This is a genomic window from Spirosoma sp. 209, from assembly GCF_002006735.1.
Lineage (GTDB): Bacteria > Bacteroidota > Bacteroidia > Cytophagales > Spirosomataceae > Spirosoma > Spirosoma sordidisoli.
In genome coordinates, this window is sequence record NZ_MVEC01000027.1 from 1 (window position 1) to 17574 (window position 17574).

14 protein-coding genes are annotated in these 17574 nt (G+C 55.1%); 2 read left to right on the forward strand and 12 right to left on the reverse strand.

All coding sequences use genetic code 11. The features are described from left to right. Positions 1-67 precede the first annotated feature (67 nt). Both B1C80_RS27155 and B1C80_RS27160 read right to left on the reverse strand, forming a co-directional pair. On the reverse strand, positions 68-1000 hold the full coding sequence (locus tag B1C80_RS27155) for an RraA family protein (protein ID WP_077924355.1): 933 nt from the start codon (positions 998-1000) through the stop codon (positions 68-70). Between the two features lie 13 nt (positions 1001-1013). Beyond that, on the reverse strand, positions 1014-1949 hold the full coding sequence (locus B1C80_RS27160) for an RraA family protein (protein ID WP_077924356.1): 936 nt from the start codon (positions 1947-1949) through the stop codon (positions 1014-1016). Between the two features lie 128 nt (positions 1950-2077). Here B1C80_RS27160 and B1C80_RS27165 point away from each other — a divergent pair, with 128 nt between their 5' ends. After that, positions 2078-3511, forward strand: coding sequence for a mandelate racemase/muconate lactonizing enzyme family protein (locus B1C80_RS27165; protein WP_077924357.1), 1434 nt, complete (start codon positions 2078-2080; stop codon positions 3509-3511). Between the two features lie 64 nt (positions 3512-3575). Here B1C80_RS27165 and B1C80_RS27170 read toward each other — a convergent pair whose 3' ends face one another. After that, a complete protein-coding gene (locus tag B1C80_RS27170; protein WP_077924358.1) occupies positions 3576-4487 on the reverse strand; it encodes a TIGR01777 family oxidoreductase in 912 nt (303 codons plus the stop codon). A 440-nt stretch (positions 4488-4927) separates the two neighbouring features. Here B1C80_RS27170 and B1C80_RS27175 point away from each other — a divergent pair, with 440 nt between their 5' ends. After that, entirely contained in the window at positions 4928-5449 is a 522-nt protein-coding gene (locus tag B1C80_RS27175) for a hypothetical protein (protein ID WP_139361757.1), read from the forward strand. An 886-nt stretch (positions 5450-6335) separates the two neighbouring features. Here B1C80_RS27175 and B1C80_RS27185 read toward each other — a convergent pair. The 9 genes from B1C80_RS27185 to B1C80_RS27225 form a co-directional block, all read right to left on the reverse strand. Then, entirely contained in the window at positions 6336-6650 is a 315-nt protein-coding gene (locus B1C80_RS27185) for an energy transducer TonB (RefSeq protein WP_077924361.1), read from the reverse strand. Between the two features lie 206 nt (positions 6651-6856). Next, positions 6857-9511, reverse strand: coding sequence for an ABC transporter permease (locus B1C80_RS27190; RefSeq protein WP_077924362.1), 2655 nt, complete (start codon positions 9509-9511; stop codon positions 6857-6859). 2 nt (positions 9512-9513) lie between these two features. Further along, a complete protein-coding gene (locus B1C80_RS27195) occupies positions 9514-12117 on the reverse strand; it encodes an ABC transporter permease (RefSeq protein ID WP_077924363.1) in 2604 nt (867 codons plus the stop codon). Further along, positions 12114-12440, reverse strand: coding sequence for a PadR family transcriptional regulator (locus tag B1C80_RS27200; protein WP_077924364.1), 327 nt, complete (start codon positions 12438-12440; stop codon positions 12114-12116). Before B1C80_RS27200 ends, B1C80_RS27195 begins: the two co-directional genes overlap by 4 nt. A gap of 182 nt (positions 12441-12622) precedes the next feature. Further along, on the reverse strand, positions 12623-13177 hold the full coding sequence (locus B1C80_RS27205) for a hypothetical protein (RefSeq protein ID WP_077924365.1): 555 nt from the start codon (positions 13175-13177) through the stop codon (positions 12623-12625). A gap of 459 nt (positions 13178-13636) precedes the next feature. Continuing rightward, positions 13637-14545 (reverse strand): 30S ribosomal protein S6--L-glutamate ligase, encoded by a 909-nt coding sequence (rimK, locus tag B1C80_RS27210; protein ID WP_077924366.1) that lies wholly within the window; start codon positions 14543-14545, stop codon positions 13637-13639. Between the two features lie 21 nt (positions 14546-14566). Beyond that, on the reverse strand, positions 14567-15073 hold the full coding sequence (locus B1C80_RS27215; protein ID WP_369822756.1) for an ATP-dependent zinc protease: 507 nt from the start codon (positions 15071-15073) through the stop codon (positions 14567-14569). 38 nt (positions 15074-15111) lie between these two features. Next, positions 15112-16239: a DNA polymerase III subunit delta' gene (gene holB, locus B1C80_RS27220; RefSeq protein WP_077924368.1), complete on the reverse strand. Its 1128-nt coding sequence runs from the start codon at positions 16237-16239 to the stop codon at positions 15112-15114. Between the two features lie 3 nt (positions 16240-16242). Continuing rightward, positions 16243-17460 (reverse strand): GlmU family protein, encoded by a 1218-nt coding sequence (locus B1C80_RS27225; protein WP_077924369.1) that lies wholly within the window; start codon positions 17458-17460, stop codon positions 16243-16245. Between the last annotated feature and the right edge of the window lie 114 nt (positions 17461-17574).

Below are 17574 nucleotides of genomic sequence, written 5' to 3' on the forward strand. Positions count from 1 at the left end.
CACCGTGGTCCGTGTCCCCACGGACCACCTGCGCGTCAGCAATAAACCATCCGTCACCAGGGGCGTATTACCAGGTTCGTTTGCTCATCATTTTGTCGAGTTCGGGTTTGGTCATGGTACCCAGTTCCGGATGGCCGCCGAGCCATTTGAGAAAATCAGTCTTGATCTCGTCGTTCCACTGGCTATCGATCTGACCGGTTGTGTACCGGCCCGACTTTACCATCTCGAAGCCGAACTGATCTTTACGAACCACAAACTCGGCCGTGCTGACAACCTGTTCGGCCATATGGGCCGGTACGAACAGTACCCCTTCACGCTGCGCAATCACCAGATCACCCGGCAGCACCATGGCGTTTCCCATACGGATGGGCGTGTTCAGTCCCATAAGCACCATTTCTTCCAGAAAAGACGGGTGAAAATCGCGCACGAAAGCGTTGAACCCTTTGATCTGCTGCAACTCCTGCAGGTCGCGGGCGGCTCCGTTGAACACCACGCCATTACCGGTTTTGCTGAAGATCGCATTACCCAGGGTGGCACCCATCAGCGTACCACCACCAATTTTCCCGAACGCATCGGCCACGTATACATCGCCTTTGGTCAGCACATCGATTGGCCAGGCGTTGGTATTTCCTTTGCGGCCCTGCTGGGTGGTGCCCCGCTGTTTGATGTTCTTTTCCACATCGGGCCGACTGGGCATGAACATGGCCGTAACGGCCCGCCCAATGACCGGCACATCGTCTTTGATCAGTTTCCAGCCGCCCTCGAACTGATTGGTGTAGCCTTCGTTTTTTAACACCGTCCAGGCGTCGTCGATGCCGATGTGTCTGGCCCGCTCCAGCAGCGCGTCCGGAATTTTAGGGCGACCGTCGGGGAAACGGTCGCCTTTCCATTCGGACGTCAGAAAGACCAGTTCATCTTTCGGGATGGTTTGTGCGGATAACGAGTGACTGGCGTAACCAATCAGGCCGACCAGCGTCAGGCAGGTAATCATACGTTTCATTCGTCCGAATCAATTAGTGGCCTTCTTTGGCCAGGTACGCGTCGATGTCTTTCTGGGTAATGGCTAACTTCTTGGGATACTTGGCCACCCACTGCCGGAACTCGCCTTTGATTTTGTCGGACCAGTCGCCGTGGATTTCGCCGGAGGGGTATTTGCTCTGCTGCAGCAGCACCCGCTCAAACTCATCGCGCAGGGCCGTCATTTCCGATGCCGACACAAGACCTTCTACCAGATGAGCCGGGATAAATACGGTGCCATACTCGTTGGCAAATACCACATCGCCGGGCAGTACCGTTACATCGCCGATCCGGATGGGGGCATTGATGGAGGTGGGCGTCATGTCTTTGATGTACGATGGGTCATGGCCTTTTACCCAGGCGTTGAACCCCTTGGTATCTTTCAGCTCCTGCATATCCCGTACCGATCCGTAGAAGATGACTCCCTTGCCGGTTTTGCCGTAGATAGCATTTCCCAGACTCGACCCGATCAGCGTGCCGTCTTTTATTTTTCCGTAGCCATCGGCCACGTAGATGTCGCCCTTAGTCAACACATCGATCGGCCAGATGTTAATCCCGCCTTTCTGCGACCGTCCTTCGGCTTTTCCCTGAGCCCGGACCAGGCTGTCGAGGTCGGGGCGGGTGGGCATGAACTGCGCCGTTACCACCCGGCCGGTCATCGTTTCGCCCGGCTTGAGAATAATCCAGTTTTTTTCGACCTGATTGCGGTAGCCTTTATTACCCAGATACCCCCAGATCTGTTCGAGCGTGCAGTTCTGAAGCCGTTCGAGCACCAGGTCGGGCACGTTGGGACGCCCGTCGGGCAGGCGGTCGCCTTTCCAGTTGGCGGTCAGTGCCTTGATGTACTCGGGCGATGAACCCACCCGCTGGGCCTGCGCTACCAGGCTCATCGAAACGACAATGGTCGAGGCAAGTACTAGTCTTTTTATCATCTTCTTGGGGGGTATAGGATCGTACTGGATTTCTCTGATTTTCTACCAAAAAGCTGGGTCTATAAGTAAAATACTGACATTGACCTATTTTAGGTATTAATAGCCATATATCAAGACAACCCTTTACCATGAAGAAGTTTTTATCTCGTCTCACCCCGGCGCCTTCCTCGGGCGATGCTGCCAACCGCCGTGAGTTCATTCGCAATGCGGGTCTGGGTGGTCTGTCACTCGGTATGCTCTTCGACGGCAAACCCGATCAGGAGCTGGAATTTATCACGCAGAAAGTGCCGCGCGACTCGAAACCATCTGAGCTGAAGATCACTGACCTGCGGGTAGCTATCCTGGCGGGGGTTCCGTTTACGAGCCCCATCATCCGGATCGACACCAACCAGGGCCTGGTTGGCTGGGGCGAAGTACGGGATGGGGCCAGTGCCAATTACGCGCTGGCACTCAAGAGCCGACTACTGGGTAAAAACCCCTGTAACGTGGAGCAGTTGTTCAAACTCATCAAACCATTCGGGAACCACGGCCGGGCGGCCGGGGGCGTTTGCGGGGTTGAGATGGCGCTCTGGGATTTGGCGGGTAAAGCCTATGGTGTACCGGCCTACCAGCTTCTGGGCGGCAAATACCGCGATTTTATCCGGCTCTATGCCGACACCCCCGAAGGAAAAAACTACGACGAGTTTGCCGTCAACATGGCCAAGCGCCGGGATGCGGGCTATTCCTTCCTGAAGATGGATTTTGGTATCGGGATGCTGGCCGACCAGCCGGGCATGCTGGTGGGCGCCAGCCAATGGAGCGTGAAACGAGCCTACGACCCGACAACCGGCGGCAAAATGGGGAACTACGCCATGACCAAACACCCCTTCACCCGCATTCAGGTTACCAAAAAAGGCATCGATAAACTGGCCGAGCACGTAGGCCGCGTCCGCGAAATCGTTGGCTATGACACCCCGCTGGCGGCCGATCACTTCGGTCACTTCGACGTCAATACGGCCATTCTGATCGGCAAGGCGATGGAACCCTTCCGGCTGGCGTGGCTCGAAGACATGGTGCCCTGGTTCTATACCGACCAGTGGAAACAAATCTCCGACGCCATCGAAACGCCCACCCTGACGGGCGAAGATATTTACCTGAAAGAAGAGTTCATCAAGCTCATCGACGCCCGCGCCGTCGACATGATACACCCCGACCTGGCTTCGTCGGGTGGTCTGCTCGAAACCAAGAAAATTGGCGACTATGCCGAAGATGCGGGCATTCCGATGGCCATGCACTTTGCCGGATCGCCGATCAGCATGATGGCCAATATCCACTGCGCTGCGGCCACGGAGAACTTCGTAGCGCTCGAGCACCACGGCGTTGACGTGGCAGGCTGGGAAGACCTCGTGACCGGCATCCGGCCCATCGTAGAAAAAGGCTACGTGAAAGTACCCGACCGCCCGGGCCTGGGTGTCGATCTGAACGAAGAGGTAGCCAAGAAGTATCTCCGCAAAGGAGCCACCTGGTTCGCCCCCACCGACGTCTGGAACGAACGCGACTCCTGGGACCGCGAGTGGAGCTAGGCCTCACCGATTGCCGACAAAAGACCATTATTATGCCAAAGCCCGGCACCGCCGGGCTTTGTTTTTACCTGAGCAGGTCGTTCAGCGCGTTGGTCAGATCGGCGTACTGGTAGCGGAAGTTTGTCTCGTCCGCAATGCGTTTGTTCAGGACGTAATTGCCGCCGATGACCGTGATGGCCATTTCGCCAAACATCAGCTTAATGACAAAATTGGGAATATTGGGCAGCAGCATGGGGCGCTTCAGCACCTCGGCAATGGCACGCGTCAGGGTTTCGTTGGTGACGGGCGTCGGCGCTACGGCGTTGTAAACACCCTGCCACGACTCGTCCGCGAGCGCCTGGATGTAGAGCCGGCACAGATCGTCGATATGAATCCAGGAGATATACTGCTGACCTGATCCGATCGGCGCCCCCGCTCCCAGCCGAATCGGCTGGGCCAGCTTCGGCAGCGCCCCCCCGTCCATCGTCAGCACCACCCCGGTCCGGAGCTTCACGGTCCGGATGCCAAGGGCAGCCACCTGGTCTTCGGCGCGTTCCCAGGCCCGCGTCACCTGCGCCAGAAAGTCGGCCCCGCCCGGACTGGTTTCGTTCAGCGGCCGATCGCCGGTGTCGCCCCCGTAGAAACCGATGGCCGACGACGCGACAAACGATTTGACCTGGTTCGGGTTCTCCGACAGCGCTTTGGCAATCAGCTCGGTAGACTGCGTACGGCTGGTCAGGATTTCGTTCTTTCGGGCGTCGGTCCAGCGCTCATCGGCCACCCCGGCCCCGGCCAGGTGGATAATATGATCGGCCGTCTGAATAGCCCTGGGGTCGATCTGCCCGCGCTGAACATCCCACTGGTATACGGTTACGTTCGGAACCGGTTTGTTGGTTCGGCTCAGGTACGCTACCTGATAGCCCTGTTGTTGAAGCAATTGCGTAAGCCGACGGCCAATGGTGCCCGTTCCGCCGGTAATGAGAACTGTAGAAGCCATACTCGTAAACCAGTGGGTTAGTACTGTATAACCTGATAGGCGTAGTTGAGGTTTGGCCACCCCGGTTCATACCGCCATTCTTTTCGGCAGGCCGGGCGGGTAAATTCGGGCAGACAGCGCGTTACACACTACCAGGTACAGACCAGGAAACGCCTGTTGTGAATTAATGGGGGCAAGAGGCTGTATCCTTGCAGGCCAGGTTTCCGTATTGCAGGCAAACCTGGATTTGTTACTATGTAAATGCCGGTGTATTGCCTGACGGGCAGTGCCTTGACAATCTGGTATATGCTATTTTAGTGCTGATTTTACCGCAATAGTATCCAGCCGCTCCATACCGTCTGTTTGTTAAATCCGCTGCCAGGCTATCTTGCCCAATAGAAAAAATAGTTTTTCAGCCAACGTACCACTCCTAGGGTCAAGTCAGAAATGTATGTTCACTTATGAAACAAGCACTTATTGTTTTAGGATTGGCAGGCTTGATGCAGGCCGCTTTGGCAAAGAACGAGTTGATCGATTCGGTGAGTTATCGCTCGGCCAATGCACTCGTTACGGATATGGCACGTCTGATCAGGCAACACGCCTACCTCAACGCAATAACCATGGTACACCGCTATGATGCGTGGGCTGACACAACGCAGGGCTGTAAACTCTACATAGGTGAACAAATAGATCTACTGGGCGATCCAGGGGAGGTAGAATGGTACTACATTGACTTTAAACAGCCAATCAAAGCAAATGAACTAAAGGTGGTTATGGGTAAGAATGACAATTTTATACTCGAAGCATCGAAGAGTATTACCAAAAAAATAAAGCGCCGGGTAAAAAATAATCAGCAATTAAATCAGGAGAGAAACGCCCGTTTGAGTATCTTGTTTCTTACCGACAGGAAGAAACGTACTGTCGATTTTGGACAATTACAAAAGCAATTATCCGACATAATTAGTCAGCTGATCGAAAACTGATTCCACGATAGAACAGCAACGAAAGCATCAACCGAACTCAGTATTCTAGTATATAATCAGTACACAGTTTAAGCGGGCAAGTGTAGATTATTATACATAGACTGGAGCTAAAAAATACAAATAACGCACCTGTAGTTATACAGCAAAACATAAATTAATTATTCGTACACAGCTCGGGCGCATGAAATTGTATTTCCTAAACATAGGGGCCTCTATAACGAACCTATACTTACTACTTTTTTTATGGGGTTTGTCGGCCGGCATGGCTGGCTACGTACCGGTTTTGGCGATAGCAGGCTGTGTTTCGTTATTTGTTGTCATACCTCCCCTGCTAGTCTACAAGATGAGAACAGGCTATTTAGGAGGACTTTTATGCACTGTGGCTATTCTGCCCTGGTCAGCTATATTTACAGTATCAGCCTTGAGAGATACCGAGTTTACTTTAATCAAATTGGTGTTTGTGGTACCCCTTTGTCTCACTGTAATATCAGGCTACCTTTCAGCTTATTTTCTTATAAAAAGGAAAGACCTAACCTTGTCTACTAATGCTACGAATCGTTTTCTTCTTTCAATAGTGCCGGGCCTACTGTTCGTTCTTTACATAATTATGCTATCAAAAAATTTTCAATACATAGCCAAATAGATTATCAACAAAATACACGGTACAGCTTGTAGTAAAAACCGTACAATCAATTGAACCATACTTTTCTTTTGCTCGCCAACACAATCAAGGTAAACAGTAAACCGATCCCTGAAGCACTGGAAAACCCAACTACCCTGAGGTATAAAATGGCGATCAGCACTGTAACTATAATTTTATTGATTTCCATCCGTCATTTCGGTTAGACACGTGCACCCATGAAAAATTAAGCAAACAGACTACCCGTTATATACCAGCGGTAAAGTCAATGGGCAGGATGAATTTATACCGGGCGGGCTCTCCATCTACAGTGCCTGGTGTCCAGGCAGGCATACTGGCCACGATCCGAACCGCTTCCAGATCGGCTTCTGTGTTTATCCCTTTACGCACAATACAGTTTCCGACGGAGCCATCAGCATTAACCACAAACTCGACAAATACCGTCCCACTGGTAGCAACGGACAGGGGGCGCCTGGTCTGATCGACAAACCGCTGTAGCGCTGGAGCACCGCCGGGAAATATAGGGTTGACTGGCCCTGCACTACGTTGAGAAGAGGCCATGACAGACGGGGTATAAAAGCCAGGATTTCAGGGACCAATAGTACAACCAAAACAGATCATACGCATGGCTGCCGGTAACGAATACCGCCGATATTTTTGCCCCAGCCAGTACGGCCGATGAGCCGGGCCGGGTAGCCATGGCCGGTTTGGCACCACCCTATAGCGTTCCGGCCCGGTGAGGCAGACAGAGTCAGTGGAGGTGGCTGCTATTCGCTTCTTAGACTTTTTACCGGGTCCATCAGAGCCGCTTTGATGGCCTGAAAGCTGACCGTCAGCAGGGTTATCGCCAGAGCACCCGCGCCCGACGCGGCAAAAATCCACCACGACAGCTCCGTGCGATATTCGTACTTCTGAAGCCAGCCGCTCAGAAAATACCAGGCAATGGGCGTGGCAATACCAAAGGCAATCAGGACCAGAAAAACGAAGTCTTTGGAGAGCAGGCTCCACAGATTCAGCACCGATGCGCCCAGCACTTTCCGAACGCCAATCTCTTTGGTTCGCTGCTCGGCCGTAAACGACGCTAACCCGAACAGACCCAGACAGGAGATGAAAATAGCCAGTACGGCAAAGATGGAAGCGAGCGTGCTGATGCGTTCTTCGGCCGCAAACTTCAGCGCGTACTGTTGATCCAGGAATTTATAATCGAACGGACTGCCGGGATTAAACGTCCGGAATACGGCTTCCACGCTGGCGAGCGATTCGCTGGCACTGAGCCGCGGATTCAGCTTGATGTTGATGACACCAGCCCAGTTGTAATTCAGCAGGAAAGCCGTCTGGTAAACCGGCGCAAACGGCGAGTCCATGACCATATCCCTGATCACCCCCACAACCTGAAAGGGCTTGCCATTCCATTTCACGACCTTGCCCACGGGGTCGTTCAGCCCCATGTACTTAACAGCCGTTTCGTTCAATATCAGGCCGGACGAATCGGTCGAAAAGGTCCGGGAAAAATCCCGCCCTGCCACAAATTGCCACCCCACCGTTTTGCCAAAGTCATGGGTTACGGCCATTACCCCTAACTGCTCTTTCATAGCCGGGTCTTTACCTACCCAGTCGAAGCCGATTTGTCGCGAACCCAGCTGGGTGGTGGGCGACGATGAGGTAGCCATGTCTACAACGGCACCCGTTCCGATCAGCTCGCTCCGCAGCGCGTTGTAGTGACCAAACAGTTCCGGCGTATTCATGGCCACGGTAATCAGTCCACTTCGGTCATACCCAACCGGCCGGTTTTTAGCGTGCTGAATTTGCTGGAAAACGATGACCGTACCGGTGATGAGCGTCACTGACACCGTAAACTGAATAACGACTAAAACCTGACGGGGTAGCGTAGCGAAACGCCCCACCCGAAATCCTGACGACGTGCCTTTCAGCACCGTTATGGGCTGAAACGAGGACAGGTAAAGCGCCGGGTAACTACCCGCTATCAGCCCCGTAACGAGACTAAACCCGAGGCCCGAAAGCCAGAAAACCGGCTCCTGCCAGGGCATGACTAACTTCTTGTCGGCGATATCGTTAAAGAGAGGCAGCGCTAGCCACACCAGCAGCAGAGATAGGGTAAAAGCCACCCCAACAACCAGCAATGATTCGCTGAAAAACTGACTGATCAATTGGGCGCGATTAGAACCAACCGCTTTGCGAATGCCTACTTCTTTCGCTCGCTTTTCGGAACGGGCGGTCGACAGGTTCATGAAGTTGATACAGGCCAGCAGCAGCACAAATACGCCAATGAGCCCGAATAGCCAGACGTACTGAATCCGACCGCCCGCCACCCCCGACTTATCCCACTGGTCATACAAATGCCAGCGGCTCATGGGGTGCAGGAAAACGGCCGGTTTTACGTGCGCTGTTTCCGGCACATTCTTCAGCCTGAGGTCTTTTATTTTGGCGGAAACGCTCGTAAAATCGGCTTGGGGAGCGATCTGAGCCAGTATTTGCCAGGAGTTGTTATCCCAGCCGGCATTTTCCCGAATCCAGGGTTCCGACGAAACGTATAAATCCCAGGGCGCCATAAACCTCATTTCCCGAAACTCGGTATTGTGCGGAAAGTCCTCGTAGACACCCGTTACCTTCACGTTTAGTTTGTTGTCGATCTTCACCACTTTGCCCAGCGGATCCGCATCGCCAAACAGGGCCGTCGCTACGGATGCGGCCAGTAGAACAGAGGCCGGATCGGTCAGGCCTGCCCGAGTTCCCTTTGTCATAGTCAGACTAAGCAGGTCGGGCGCTTCGGGGCTTACGTAATTTCCTGTTTTGGTGAACTTCTTATCGCCATACGCCAGGATATGTTCGCGGGTCCAGGACGACAGCACGACCCGTTCGAAATCGTCCGCGAAGTCGGTCTGCAATGTTTTCGCTAAGGGCAGGGGCATGTACTCACCGGCTCCAAAATCTCCATTAACGGTTGCGCTTTGCATCACCTTGGCGATACGGCCGTAGTGCTGGTAGTAGGTATTAAACGTCAATTCGTCGTACATCCATAGCCCAATGAGCATGGCCACGGTCATACCAACCGATAGGCCGCCGATGTTAATGACAGAGAAGGCTTTGTTTTTGGCCAGGTTCCGCCAGGCGATTTTGAAATAGTTGCGGATCATTGTCGTTGTGGTTGGTCGGGGATACTTGTCTCGTTTCAGCAGGGAAGGCCGCAGCAGGCTCAGCACATCGCGTACATACCGCCAGCGGGCCTGGCTCAGCCCCACCGCCTGCACCCGCTGCTGGAATAGTTCGCTCAGGTCACCCTCCAGCTCTTCGGCCCGGTGGGGCGGGCAGAGCCAGTGCAGCAGGCGCGTAGCCCAGCGGGGTGGTCGGGGTCGCTCCGGCAAACCGGCCGCATCACCAACGGGTCGGGGTGGGTGGTTCATGGTTATTCGCTGCGCAGGCTCTTTACCGGGTCCATCAGAGCCGCTTTGATGGCCTGGAAGCTGATGGTCAATAAGGTCACGCCCATCGCGCCCAAGCCAGCCAGGACAAAAATCCACCACGAGAGTTCGGTGCGGTATTGATAATTCTGAAGCCAGTCTGAAAGCACGTAATACGCCAGCGGAGCGGCCAGACAGAAGGCAATCGCTACCAGTATGACAAACTCTCTGGAGAGCAGGCCCCAGACGTTGAACACCGATGCGCCCAGTATTTTCCGAATGCCGATCTCTTTGGTCCGCTGCTCAGCCATGTACGACGCCAGACCAAACAAGCCCAGGCAACTGATCAGGATGGCCAGGATGGCGAACCCACCGGCTAACCGGCCGATGCGCTCCTCGGTACCGAATTTCCGGGCATACGTATCATCCACAAACTTATAGTCGAAGGGCGCGTCGGGGCTGTAGCGTTTGAATACCTGTTCTACGTTGGCCAGGGCTTCGTGAGAAGAGGCTTTTGGAGACAGACGAATATTGATGGTGTTGACATTGCGGTAGTTGACCGCGAAAAACGACGGGTTAACCGGCTTGAACGGATCTTCTTTCACCATGTCTTTGATAACACCGATCACTTTGTAGTCGCGGCCGCCCTGCCGAACGATCTCGCCAACCGGGTGCCGGATGCCCATTAATTTGACCAGCGCTTCGTTCAGAATCATTGCGGAGCTATCCGTTGTGAAATCGCGCGAAAAGTCGCGGCCTTCCTTGAGTTGCCAGCCTACCGTTTGGCCGAAATCGTGGGTCACGTAATTGCTCATCACCAGTGGCTTGGTGTCGGTTTTCTTCCCTTTCCAGCTAATATCCGTTGTGCCACCAGCCTGTTCGGTTATTGAATTCGATGATTCGGACATGCCCGCTACGGCCCCTGTGTTCAGCAGATCATGACGCAGAGCGGTATAATGCCTGTACAGTTCGGGCGCGTTCATGCCAATTTCGATCAGGCCACTGCGGCTGTAGCCCACCGGACGGTCTTTGGCGTGTTCGATCTGCCGAAAGACGATGATGGTGCCGATGATGAGTGTGACAGAAACCGTAAACTGAAAGCCAACCAGCACCCGCCGGGGAATCGTAGCCGATCGATTGGTGCGCATCATCCCCTTCAGCACTTTGATCGGCTGAAAAGAGGATAAGTACAGGGCCGGATAGCTGCCGGCAATCAGGCCCGTTAGCAGGCTGAACCCTAGCCCGGCGAGCCAGAACAGTGGATTTCCCCACGGAATGCTCATCTGCTTCTCCGATACCTGATTGAAAAACGGCAGTGTGAGCTGCACGAACAGAATGGATAGTACAAAGGCCAGCACCGCCATCAACAGCGATTCGCTGAAAAACTGCGCCACCAGTTGACTCCGCAGCGATCCGATCGACTTGCGGATTCCCACTTCCTTGGCGCGTTTTTCACTGCGCGCCGTACTCAGGTTCATGAAATTGATACAGGCCAGCAGCAGCACAATGACACCGATACTCCCGAACAGCCATACGAACGTAATGAGTCCGCCAATATTGACGCCGTCTTTAAAATCGGCGTACAGATGCCATTTGCTCATTGGATGCAGGAAGAACTCCGGTTTATAGCCCGGCGGATTATCCCGCTTCATCCGAATGTCCCTGATTTTGGCCGACACCTGCCCAACATCGGCGCCCGGTTTGAGCTGGGCAAAAATCTGGTACGAGTTGGAGTCCCATTCGTCCTTGTCGCGTTTGGCTCCGTCGTCATTAGCCGCAAAAAATGCCCAGGGAACCAGAAAGGTTACGTCGCTGAACGTATTGTTGGCCGGAAAATCCTGGTAGACGCCCGCTACTTTCACCGTCTGTTTGTTGTCGAGCCTGATCAGTTTATTCAGCGGGTCTCCCGTGCCGAACAGGGCGCCGGCCAGCGACTGAGAAAGCAGAATCGAGTTAATATCGGTGTTGCCAAAGCGCGTTCCGGATACGACGTTCAGCGACAGCATATCGATGACGTCCGGCTCGATGTAATTGCCCATTTTCAGCAGCTTCCGCTCGCCGGCGGCCAGAATGACATTACGGCTCACGGAAAGACCAACCGATTCAAAGTCCGGGTACTTGCTTCGCAGTTCCTGCGCCAGCGGAATCGGCAATACGTCGTAAGACGCTTTCTCTACGTCGAATTTGACAAACTGCCAGAGTTTAGCCAGTCGGTCGTAGTGTTTGAACTGTTTGTTAAACGACAGCTCGTCGTACATCCACAGCCCAATAAGCATCGCGACGGCCATACCCGAGGCCAGTCCGAACATATTGATGAACGAGTACACCCGGTTTTTAGCCAGATTGCGGAAAGCGATTTTGAGATAGTTGCGGATCATCGTCGTTGTTGCTGGTTTGGAATACTCGTCTCGTTTCATCAGGGAAGGCCGCAGCAGGCTCAGCACATCGCGTACATACCGCCAGCGGGCTTTTCGTAAGCCCACCTCCCCTACCCTTTGCCGGAACAGCTCTTCGAGGTCGCCCTCCAGCTCTTCGGCCCGGTGGGGTGGGCAGAGCCAGTGCAGCAGACGCGTAGCCCAGCGGGGTTCGGCTGTTGGGGGCGCTTTCATGACCAGGCGGTTCGGGGAATGGCGTCCCACATCTGATTGCGCAGCTGCCTAATCTCTTCCAGCGCCCGCCGGCCATAAGCCGTCACGGTATAGAGCCGCTTCCGGCGGCCACCCCGTTCGGCAGTCATACCGCCCATTTGTGAGTCGACCAGCCCTTTTTCCTGCAGCCGGTTCAGGGCCGAATGCACCGCACCGAGGCTCACCGACCGGTCCATCTGCTGCTCGATTTCATTGACGATGGCGGCTCCGTAGGCATCGCCCGACCGAATGGCCACGGCCAGCAATACCACTTCTTCAAACTCGCCCAGGTACGTTCCTTTCATGCCTGTCCATTAGTTGTGTATATGTATAACAAATGCTTTGCCACAAACTAAAATGGCCCATTCTGCGCAGAATGGGCCATTTCGGTTGTGTTGGGTTGGACTTGATTGTCCAGAATCGGACAGGTGTTCGTACGCTTCTGGACAGGTTTGCTCGATAAACGGACTTCCCTGGCGTACTACTCTTATACCAGCCATTCTTTGGGCAGGCCGAGCTGGCGGGCGTAGTGGGCGGGGGCCGCGTAGTGAACCCAGCTCAGGAGCTTATGAATGTCGTCGGCAAACTCGATATGGTAGTCGGGGTCCAGTTTGGCTACTTTTTTCAGCACCTGGTCCGTTCGTTTGGCAATGTAGTCGGCGGCTTTGTCGGTCCGCGAGTTATACTTGGCCAGGAGGTGGGCGTTGTGGTCGTAGAAGGTGTTGAGCATGTACAGCATCAGCTCGACTTCGCCATACTTGTCTTTGGTCACTTTCAGATGCCGGGCAATGTAACCGCTTACGGTACGCATATCCATCATCAGCCAGCCCGCCGAGTCGGCGTTGAGGTTAGCCGTACGGTCGATGAATTGCCGGATCAGGTCGCGCCGTTCGTCCAGCGTGGCGCTGTGCTCAACCAGTTCGAACTGAAGCTTTTCGGTCAGCACCGCATCTTTGGCAATCAGCCGCAGCAGCAGCTTATCTTTCTCCACACCGGGCATGTGAACAATAGCTTTCTTCAAGTCAGGATCAAGCGCAGGCATTAGGTAGTGATGAGTTAGGAGTGATGAGCGATGAGCTAAATTAAGGTGAATTACAGATTGTATTGCATGGGTTGTGGTTTGTCAGGGGTTTTGGCGTTGTTTAGGAACGGCGGTTTTCGCCGAACGAGCCGTAAAATACAGCGGCTGGCCATGCGGGTTATGTACCTGACGGCACATCGTTTTCGCCGAAATCCAACGGGGCTACCGACCCTACCGACGCTACGCTGTGAAGGCCCTGACGGGCCACGGCTCATTCCCAAACACGGTTATCGTATTAACTTGAATGATGAATGGTAGATCGCTTTTGCCGACACCCAACGGAGCTACCGACGCTACGCTGTGAAGGCCCTGACGGGCCACGGCTCATTCCCAAACACGGTTATCGTATTAACTTGAATGATGCCATTATCATTCATCGCTCATCGTTCATCGCTCATCACTCCTAACTCATCACTACTCTCACACGCCCACGATATCGCCTTCGTCGGCGCGAATTTTGTCTTCGATGTAGGCAATGATTTCGGTGGCTATATCGGCGCCGGTAGCGGTTTCGATCCCTTCGAGGCCGGGCGATGAGTTTACTTCCAGCACCAGGGGGCCCCGCTCGGAAGGCAGCATATCGACCCCCGCCACTTTCAGCCCCAGCGCCCGGGCGGCATTGATGGCTGTCTCCTCTTCGTCGGGGGTGAGCGTTACGGCGCTGGCGTTACCGCCCCGGTGAATGTTAGACCTGAATTCACCTTCTACTCCCTGTCGTTTCATGGCGCCGACCACGCGCCCGCCCACCACAAACGCCCGGATGTCGGACCCTTTGGCTTCGGCTACGAACTCCTGCACCAGCACGTGTTTTTTCAGGCCATAGAAGGCTTCGATGGTCGACTTGGCCGCTTTCGTCGTCTCGGCCAGCACCACGCCGATTCCCTGCGTGCCTTCGAGGAGTTTGATCACGACTGGCGGGCCACCGACCAGCTTGATGAGCTGCGTTACGTCGCCGTTGCGGGGATGGTTGGCAAAGACCGTCTTGGGCAGACCGACCCCGGCTTTGGAGAGTACCTGAAGGCTGCGGAGCTTGTTGCGCGACCGGGTGATGGCCTGCGACTTGGCCGTTGTGAAGACCTTCATCATCTCGAACTGCCGCACAATAGCACAGCCGTAGTCGGTAACGGACGCCCCGATACGCGGCACGATCGCATCGAGCTGTTCGAGTTCCTGCCCCTCGTACAGTACCGACGGGCGCCCGCCCTCAATGACGACCTGGCAGTTCAGATGATTGACCAGCAGAGCCTCGTGACCGCGCTCGGTAGCGGCCGCCAGCAGGCGCTGCGTCGAATATAGATTCGGATTGGCCGATAAAATGGCAATACGCATTAGTCTGTGTGAAATGAGTACCTATTCCGGGTCAGCCGTCCCGGTAGAGACGGCGTTGTGTGAATAGGTAGTGGAGTGAGACGTGTGTTGAACCAAAGGCGCTTTGGCCTGATACGATAGGTTTTTCTGGGAAACGTCTACCAGAAAGCGGTTACGGAGTAGTTTCCGGCCGAGCAGAACGGGATTTTTGAGCCGTTCGCGGTCGGCCAGGGTAAACTCGGCCCGAATCCGGCGGCCGAACAGAACCACGCAGGTTTTGATGACGTACCGCTTTTCGGCCACGCCAAACGAGTTCCGGATCATGCGCTGGCTGTACTGATCACTGTAGAACCGCCGGGCGGGCTCGCCGGTTTTGCCGATCAGCCAGAAACTCAGCCGGGTTCGCTCCCCGGCCCGTACCAGCCGCACATTCTTGCAATGCAGCGACGACGTAAACGCGCCGGTATCGACTTTCGCCTGCACCTCGAACAGGCCCAGATCGGGAAAGTCGATCAGGTCGGTCATACCGATAACTTGTTTCGGTTTCATGTGCGGAGGGACAGGTGCGGAGACAGGATGATGTAGCCTCAGGCCCGTATAACCCGGCTGAAGGTAAGTGAGAGATCGAGCATGATCATTTTAGCGCGGGCATTGCGTTCGAGGTGATAGGCCGCTTCGTTGAGATCAGCTACAATCCGTTCGATATGATCGATAGTTAGTACTTTGGCAAAGTTCTTTACAAACGCCATTTCATCGTCGGGCAGACGCAGCAATGCCCCGGCCCCCTGCTGCCACAGAAATAAATCCCGGTAGAGCCGGATGCTGTAGTCGAACAGCCCCTTCTGCTTCTCCCTGCTGAAACCGTCGAACTGGTCGGCCTGTTTCACCAGTTTCATTAAATCTTGTTTGTAACAGTCGCGCATCCACTCGGCAAACCAGGCGTGCTGCTCTGAAACAGCCACCCCACCGGCTTCCTGCTGGCTCAGCCGCAGCCCTTCGGCCAGGTTGCCATCGGCCAGGTAGGCCACGCGCCGGGCGGTTGTTTCGTCGAGGTTGAGTTGCTGGCGCAGGTAGGTGGCCACTTCCTCGTCCGTAAACGCCCGCACGGCTACCCGCTGCGTGCGCGACAAAATCGTGATGAGCAGCTTGTCGGGCTGGTTGGTAACGAGCAGAAACAGGGTCTGGGCGGGTGGCTCTTCCAGCACCTTCAGCAGGGCGTTGGCCGACGCAACGTTCATCAGCTCGGGCAGCCAGATCAGCATGATCTTATACGCCCCTTCGTAGGACTTGAGCGACAGTTTCTGGAGGATAGTACGCGCTTCTTCGGCCGAAATATTGCCCTGTTTATTATCCCCTCCCATGGTAGCGAGCCAGTCGGGCAGGGTTCGGTAGGGCCGGTCGAGCAGGAACTTACGCCAGTCGGCGAGGTACGTTTCGGAGGTTTTTCCTTTCCCCAGGTTGGCCACCGGAAATACCATGTGCAGATCGGGATGCACCAGCTTCTGGATCTTGACGCAGGATGCGCACCGGCCGCAGGCATCCTGAGGTTGTTTGTCTTCGCAGTTGACGTACTGAGCCAGCGCCAGCGCCAGCGCCAGGTTGGCGCCCCCCACGGGCCCATCGAACAGCAGCGCGTGGGCCAGGTGGTTGGTCTGTACCGCCCGCAGCAGCAGCTGTTTGGTGTCGTCGTGACCGATGATGTCGGAGAATTGCATGGCTCAGTAAGAACGGTCCGAACCGTCTGACAAGGCGTAGATGGTTCGCAGCATGGTTTCGTCGACGTCGTCAAAGGCCCGGTTCCGGCGCGAGAAGGCTTCGCGCGCGACCTGCAGGGCTTTCTCGATCCGGTAGGTTGCGAAACCGGTGTCGGCCCCGCCCCACGAAAACGACGGGATGTGTTTCGGCTGGAAGCCTCCGCCATAGACATTGGCACTGACGCCCACCACCGTACCGGTGTTGAACATGGTGCTGATACCGGCTTTGGTAAAATCGCCCATCATCAAACCACAGAAAATCCGGCCCGTATCTTCGAGCTGGCCCGTGGCGTAGGAATGAAGTTTAACGTTGCTATAGTCGTTCTTGAGGTTCGAGTTATTGACGTTAGCTCCCAGGTTGCACCACTCGCCCACGACCGAATTACCCAGAAATCCATCGTGTGCTTTGTTGCTGTAGCCGAAGAAAATGGAGTTACCGACCTCCCCGCCTACTTTACAGCCCGGCCCGATGGTGGTGTTGGAACGCATCTTGGCGCCCCAGTTAACGGTCGAGTCCTCCCCGAGCGCAAACGGCCCGATAACGACCGACCCTTCGCTGATGGTGGCGTCACGACCAATGTAGATCGGCCCGCCTTCGGCGTTCAGGATGGAAGCCCGTACCGTAGCGCCGGGCTCGATGAATATATTCTCGGGGGCGTAGCAGCGGGTAAACGGATCGGTCAGGGGGGCCGACGCCCGACCGGCGGTGATGCGGGCATAGTCGGCCCGGATCTGATCGCCGTTGTTGACGAAGATATCCCACAGGTGCCGCACAATGGTGAGCGGATCAGCACCCGGATTCGCCACGAAGGTATGGGTATGCTGCGGCAGCGCCGGCAGCTGCGACGCATCAGTGGCGGTATGTTCGGTACGCAGGGCCAGCAGTAACCCACTGGACGCGATCAGGCTCTCGCCGATCTGTAACGAATCCAGCCGTTCTACCAGGACGGTTGTGGGGCAAACCGCCCCGTTCACGTACAGATTGTCGGAACCGGCCTGTTGCGGAAACCGGGCCTGCAGATACGGCTCCGTCAGGTACGATGGCGTCTGGCCCAGTATATCGCCCCATTTTTCGGCCAGCGTCCGGATGCCGATCCGGATGCCCGCTACCGGCCGGGTGAACGTAAACGGCAGCAGCGAAGTGCGGATAGCCGCGTCGTCGAATAAGATTAGATTGGACATTACTTTGCGTAATCTGGCGGCAAATATGGCGGCTTAATTCAATTTTGTCATTCCGTAGAAAAAGTAATCTTCGCTAAGGGCAAGACATTCCTGCCTGCGTAACATCTTCTGACA